Raw genomic sequence first — 4,489 nt, forward strand, 5'->3', positions numbered from 1 at the left:
ACTTAACTGAGGGAATTAGACAGTACCCTACGAATTCTAACAGCATGTCGATGGCGTCTGGCGGCGCGACGGTTGCAAGGAATTCAGCAATCGCTGGACAGTCAGCCGCCGGGTCCCACGCTACGGGCAGTTGGATGCGCGACAAGCGGTCAGGCGTGTGCGGATGAAGCTCCCCCCTTTCTCCAGTCCAACAGACCGTTGGACACGTTTATGAGGCCGTCGTCCGGGTCGAAGGCGGGGGCATCCTGCCACGTCTCGCGGCGGATGAATTCTACTGTCTCCCGCACGCGGTGTGTGCTCGCTTGGTGTCCCAGCAAACGCTGGGCTAGGCGCTCGATGACGGCTTCGCCTCCGGCCTTGTAGACGCCCCCTGCGTAAACGTACAGTTCGCGGCCGTCGAACACGAAATGATGTCGCCGCATGATGTCCTCCGCGAGCAGCGCGGGGGAGAATCGGCCGTTATACCAGTACGTTAGCAATGCACGCGCGGTTGTCTCGGTAATGTCTTCGCGGGGTTTCCACTCATCCACACGGTCTATCAGGGCGAGCAACTCTCCCACACTGTGCCCAGCCTCCAGCCAGTCTGTTACATCCCCCTTGGGCGGCAGTCCGGGAAGCTCTACCACACGAATGCGCCGCGCAAAGAGGGACAGGATGCGGGCGACATGCTCAGCATGCCTACGTCCAACGTCGTCGTTGTCCGGGAGGATGACTACGTCAGCGCCAGTGAAGTACCGGTTGAAATCATCATCCTCGGGCCACTTCAGCGCACCGGCCGGATTTGTGGTGGCCGTGAAGGCGAGGGAAGCGAGGGTGTCCGCGTCCTTCTCGCCTTCCACAATGAGGACGGGACGCCCTTCCGCGACGGTCTTGATGACATCAGGAAGGCGGTAAGGCACTGCAGGCGTTTCGCCGCGCCCGCGCACCCAGCGGCCCTCTTCCCATCGCTCCTGGATGAACCACTTGCCCTTGCCGTTGCCGTACCGGAGGACGCGGAAAAGAGGCGCACCGTCGGCGGCGGTGTAAACGTAGACGACCGTGGGCTCCTTGTTTACGCGCTTCCCCCGCGACGGCGGGGGCTCGATACCCAACCGCCGCGCCAATGTCTCTAGCGTTCCTCCCCCGCACCCGGCGTGGCATTTCCAGACGCCTTTTACGACGTTGACGCTTAGACTGGGTCGCTCATCGTCATGGAAGGGGCATCGGGCGGTGCCTTGTGCACCGCGCCAGCGGATGCGGCCCAAGTGGGTTTCGAGCCATTCTCGCACATTCGTGGTATGATGTTTGTGGTCATTTTCCATGTCGCAACACCTCATCAAAGCGGAAGGACCATTTGGCCCGCCGCTTTTTTGTTCCAGAAGCGCTCAGCTAAGCAGATTTGCTCGCCGTGGCCGAGATTCACGAGGCGGCCGTGTCTTTCAAAATCGGCGAGCGAGGCGGTCAACGTGTTCCCCGTATCGCTTTCGTAGACCTCCACCAGCTCAATCCCTTGCCCCTTTAGCTTCTCGTAGATGGAAAGTTGGATGGCATATCCTCCAACAAAGCGCAGGAAGTGGTCCCGTCGGCGCACGTGCTTGATAAACATGCGGCCTCGCACTTCACCCACGGGTTTTCCGTGCCAAACGATTTTCTCGACATGTTTCACGCGATTCGCCCCCTTTCGTGAATCCAGGACAGGTCGTCGACATTCGCGGCACGCGGCCAACCGTCTCCGTCAACAAGGACAGCCTCGGGGTACCCCAGCGCTTCGGCGAGTTTCCGGCGAAGCGAGGGATGGGGCCGCCTATGCAAGCGCTCTACTTGGCTGACGTTTACACGATGAACGCCCACCAAATCAGCGAGCGCAGTTTGACTCATTCCTGCAAGACGTCGTGCAATCTCCAACCGGGTAACGTACACCTTTTTGCGCCTCCTTCGTTCGTGTTCACCTTTCACAACCAATTTTGAGTTACAATAAATCCAGGAAAGGCGTTGCATACGCGTTGCATTTCGGGGGTAAAAGATGTGAGCGGTATCTGGATTAGCGAGGCAAGCTATGAGCAGACGGTGTATCGCTACGAGTTGAAGCGCGTGGCGCTGGCGGAGGGAATTGTCCGCGAATTGCCGCGGCGTGTCCCCTCCGACAATGAAGCGGCGCGTGAATACCTGCGTAAGCACGGCTGGCATGTAGAAGGGGCTGTTGTCACGTGGTGCGTCATGCGCAAAGGCGACACACCAAAACGAGAGTACGAGGCGCTTGACCTCGACATGTTCGGAAACATCATGGCCGCATTGCGGGACATGGTACGTAAGGGACAGGACAAAGAAGCTGAGGATAGGCGGCGGCTCATGCTGGGGTTCATTGAACAATACGGGTATCTGACCAAGCCGTGGGGCGCGTTTCGGGAAGAGTACAGCGAGTTTTGGAACATGGCTGAGCGGCTTGTGGAACTATGGGACAGACTGGGGCAGGCACAGCGGAGGGAGTTGGACCGGCTCAAGGAATGGATTCGATTTGTCCGCATCCCCGAATTTGAACTTCCCTTTTCCCGCGTTCTTCAACCTGACGGTACATTTCGTGAGCCGCGCTACAAGGCCGATTATGCACCGTTTACTCCCGAGGGTGTCGCAGGAATCGGCGTCTCGTCATTCTACGTCTTCGAGAAACCGCCTGAGGGCAGCAGGCAGGAATTGCGAGTATACCAGCTTGCTGCGTTCAGTTCCGTGAGTGACCGCGTCTTCGGGTATCTCCAACACTTGGCGGGAGGCATCACGCTGAACGCCAGGCGTATGGGCGTTGAATTGGGCAACGTGTGGCGGGATGAACCTGACGCGTTTCGTATTGAGGTCTCAGCCAGCGCCCATACACTCGCCGGAGCGTTGCTTCTCGGTATGCTCATGTCCCTCTCCAGCGCAAACATGCGGATATGCCGCGCCTGTGGCAGACCATTCAATGTGGGCGGGGGGTCGGGCCGCTCGGCACGAGCGATGTATTGTAGCCGCGCTTGTGCCAGCACCGACCGCAGCCGAAGGCAACGGGCACGAAAGCGGGAGGCATCCCAGCTTCGGGCGGTTGACGGAGAAGATGCAGAGGCGTATAAAATGTAACGAAACCGTTGTCGCTGACGGCGCATGGCTTGTGAAAATCCAGTCGTGACGCGGGATTTCGGGCACAGCGAATAGAAATGGTTTCCTAAACCGCGTCTTGCGGGGGTTCGAGTCCCTCCGGGTGCGCCAGAAAAGCCAAGCGTGGCGCGGGTTCTCGACCTGTGCCACTTTTTTACACAGAGCCGTATAGCGGTAGATTGCAAATCAATTGCTAATCTTCGTCCCCCGAATGATTTTTTGGGGTTCTTTTTGGGTGAATATCGAGTCGATTGCCAAGGCGGCAGCCGCCAGCAACCCGGGTACCACATGGTATGCCCGCAATTCATCGGCGGGGGCAAGAGCTTATTCAATATTTTCCTCCGTTGGGATTTTCCTCCGTTAGGCGACAACTCATTATCTCCCGTCTTCACCGTTCTCCTTGAGAAAATGCGTTATCGCCGAATAGGCTTGTTGACCTTCCTCTTCATCCGCAAATAGCCCCAAGAACCCGTGAATCGTACCCTCGTACCGAATTGACCGAACGGATACACCCGATTCATGGAGCCTACGTGCGTACGCTTCCCCCTCATCCCTTAATGGATCGTATTCGGCAGTAAGAATCAATGCAGGCGGTAAATTCGATAAATATTGTGCTTCCATGGGGGATACGTATGGATGATGAGCTTCGTTCACATTTGGCATGTACCATGACCAAAACTGACTGATACCTCGCTCGGTGGTGAGATACTTTGAGCCGCATTCCATGTAGGATCCATATTTCGTCGGAATATGAGACTGGTAATATTCCGTGTTAGGACAAATCAACACTTGTTTATAGATGAAAGGTGTTCCTCGATCACGTGCCATCATGGTCACAACCGTTGCGAAATTCCCGCCAGAGCTGTCTCCCGCTACGGCCATCATCGAGGAGTTAATGTCCAACGAGGAAGCATTTATACTACACCATTGTGTAACGGCGTAGCAATCTTCTACGCCTGCGGGAAATGGATTTTCTGGAGCGAGTCTGTAATCTACAGCAATGATTTTCCACCCCAACTCATTGGCCAAGCGACGACATATCAGGTCATGGCTCTCCAGACTTCCGATGCAGAATCCTCCACCATGAAAATATACAAGAAGTGGAAGTTTGTGATGCATGTTGGGTGTATAAATGCGAATGGGGATTTCCCGCCCATTCCCGGGGACGAGTATATCTTCAATTTTCCAAACAGGGGGCCTTTGATCGTGAGGCACACTTCTCGACTTTTGATTGTGACGCAATTCCACAACATTCAGTATCGATGTAGTGTCCTCCGGGGGAATCGACTCAAGAAAAGACTTAACGTGCGGGCGCAGTGCCATAAGAACCTCCTCTATTTCAAACATAAACCCCTTGGTTGTGCAACAAGCTGCCTGTCTGTGT

Annotated in this window: 6 protein-coding genes; 1 reads left to right on the plus strand and 5 read right to left on the minus strand. The window is 56.0% G+C overall.

Annotated features, from left to right (window positions below):
* The 4 genes from ASH01S_RS19810 to ASH01S_RS18925 all read right to left on the minus strand — a co-directional run.
* A partial coding sequence (locus tag ASH01S_RS19810) for a hypothetical protein (protein WP_444541724.1) occupies window positions 1-145 on the minus strand: 145 nt, incomplete at its 3' end.
* A 4-nt stretch (window positions 146-149) separates the two neighbouring features.
* Entirely contained in the window at window positions 150-1,301 is a 1,152-nt protein-coding gene (locus ASH01S_RS17230) for a CHC2 zinc finger domain-containing protein (protein ID WP_169794271.1), read from the minus strand.
* A gap of 14 nt (window positions 1,302-1,315) precedes the next feature.
* A complete protein-coding gene (locus ASH01S_RS17235; RefSeq protein ID WP_067929670.1) occupies window positions 1,316-1,645 on the minus strand; it encodes a hypothetical protein in 330 nt (109 codons plus the stop codon).
* Entirely contained in the window at window positions 1,642-1,899 is a 258-nt protein-coding gene (locus ASH01S_RS18925; RefSeq protein ID WP_067929671.1) for a helix-turn-helix domain-containing protein, read from the minus strand. The genes ASH01S_RS17235 and ASH01S_RS18925 overlap by 4 nt, the downstream gene beginning before the upstream one ends.
* Before the next feature lie 105 nt (window positions 1,900-2,004).
* Between ASH01S_RS18925 and ASH01S_RS17245 the strand changes: the two genes are divergently transcribed.
* Window positions 2,005-3,087, plus strand: coding sequence for a hypothetical protein (locus tag ASH01S_RS17245; RefSeq protein WP_067929672.1), 1,083 nt, complete (start codon window positions 2,005-2,007; stop codon window positions 3,085-3,087).
* A gap of 393 nt (window positions 3,088-3,480) precedes the next feature.
* On the opposite strand, the gene ASH01S_RS17250 is transcribed toward ASH01S_RS17245, so the two are convergent.
* Window positions 3,481-4,489: alpha/beta hydrolase (locus tag ASH01S_RS17250; protein ID WP_217996360.1), on the minus strand; the 1,009-nt coding region annotated here is incomplete at its 5' end.

The organism is Alicyclobacillus shizuokensis NBRC 103103 (assembly GCF_001552255.1).
In the GTDB taxonomy this organism is placed as follows: Bacteria; Bacillota; Bacilli; order Alicyclobacillales; family Alicyclobacillaceae; genus Alicyclobacillus_G; species Alicyclobacillus_G shizuokensis.

Bases quoted from the DNA above. Each gene is read 5' to 3' on its own strand.
- ASH01S_RS17230 (WP_169794271.1), bottom strand. From the start codon at position 1,301: ATGGAAAATGACCACAAACATCATACCACGAATGTGCGAGAATGGCTC.